At 59.4% G+C, this 1,349-nt stretch carries 1 protein-coding gene; it reads right to left on the bottom strand.

What is annotated here, in order from left to right; translation table 11 throughout:
• The coding region (locus ACOCD2_RS20160) for a RecQ family ATP-dependent DNA helicase (protein WP_419625965.1) at nucleotides 1–1,349 on the bottom strand (1,349 nt) is incomplete at both ends.

Here is a 1,349-nt window from a genome sequence, read left to right as displayed (position 1 = left end):
CCATCAGGCAGGTCTGGCTATCGATATAGTCCTGTATCTCCTGCCATTCCTGTTCCCTCTGTTGTGTCAGGCGTTCGATACGTTCATGGTCCATCACATAGGGGACGGGAGTCCGGCGCCAGCGGGTCCCTTGTTTGATGATGGGGGCCGGTGTCTCCACGCTCAAAACCTTGAGCACCTTCTCGATCTGCCCATGCCGCAAATTCAACTGGGTCTGAAGCCGTGACAGGGAGAGGCCGTCGTCGTGATCTGTCAACACCCCTAGTATCGCATTTACATCCCGCTCGTCCGGGAAGGCGCTGCGGCGGAAGAAGTCATGAATGTCGTTATCTTCGTTGCCCGCCAACAGCACCCCATAGGCCGTCTCGATACCACGCCCGGCGCGTCCGACCTGCTGGTAATAGCTCACAACCGAGCCGGGCGCCTGGTAGTGGATAACAAAGCCGAGGTCCGGTTTGTCGTAGCCCATGCCCAGCGCAGTGGTGGCCACCAGCACCTTGATCTCGTTGTGCAACAACAGGTCTTCGAGGTGTTGGCGGTAGCTGTTGCTGTCGGCAAAATTGGGATGGTCAACGCTGCCGTAATAGGCGGGGGCCTCAATGCCCTGTGAACTAAGCCAGTTCGCTACCTGCTCCGCATCACGAATGGTCAGCACATAAACAATGCCGGTTCCGGGCAGTTCCGGGATATGACTGGCCAGCCAGGCCAGGCGCGAGGCCTGATCGGGCAGGCGCAAGGTTTGCAGCGACAGGCTCTCGCGAACCAGCGGGCCGCGTTGGATTTGAATATCCCCCAACTGGGACTGCACATCGGCAATCACCCGGTTGTTCGCGGTTGCCGTGGTGCCCAGCAACGGCATATTGGGCGGCATCTGCCGCAGGATATTCACCAGGCGGCGATAGTCCGGCCGGAAATCGTGCCCCCAATCGGAGATGCAATGGGCCTCATCGACCACCAACAGGCCAATCCGTTCCGCGACAGGCTGCAGCACGTTATCAACGAACTCTTCATTGGAGAGCCTTTCGGGCGAGATCAGTATGGCATCGACCTGGTCGGCCAGCACCTTTTGTGTCGCCCGGCCCCAATCGTCACGGTTGGTGGAGTTGATGCTAACCGCCCGAATGCCAAGCCGCTCCGCCGCCTCGATCTGGTTGCGCATCAGCGCCAACAGTGGCGACACGATAATGGTTGGCCCGGCACCACGGTCACGCAGAATGCGGGTGCTAATGAAATAGACCGAACTTTTGCCCCAGCCCGTACGCTGAATCACCATCAGTTTCTGGCGGTGATTGACCAGTGCGTCTATCGCCTCCCATTGGCCGGGGCGGAAGTCAGCCTCCAAGTCATCG

Source organism: Thiolapillus sp., assembly GCF_048562965.1.
Taxonomy (GTDB): domain Bacteria; phylum Pseudomonadota; class Gammaproteobacteria; order Chromatiales; family Chromatiaceae; genus Thiolapillus; species Thiolapillus brandeum_A.
This window is presented reverse-complemented; position numbering and strand designations above follow the sequence as displayed.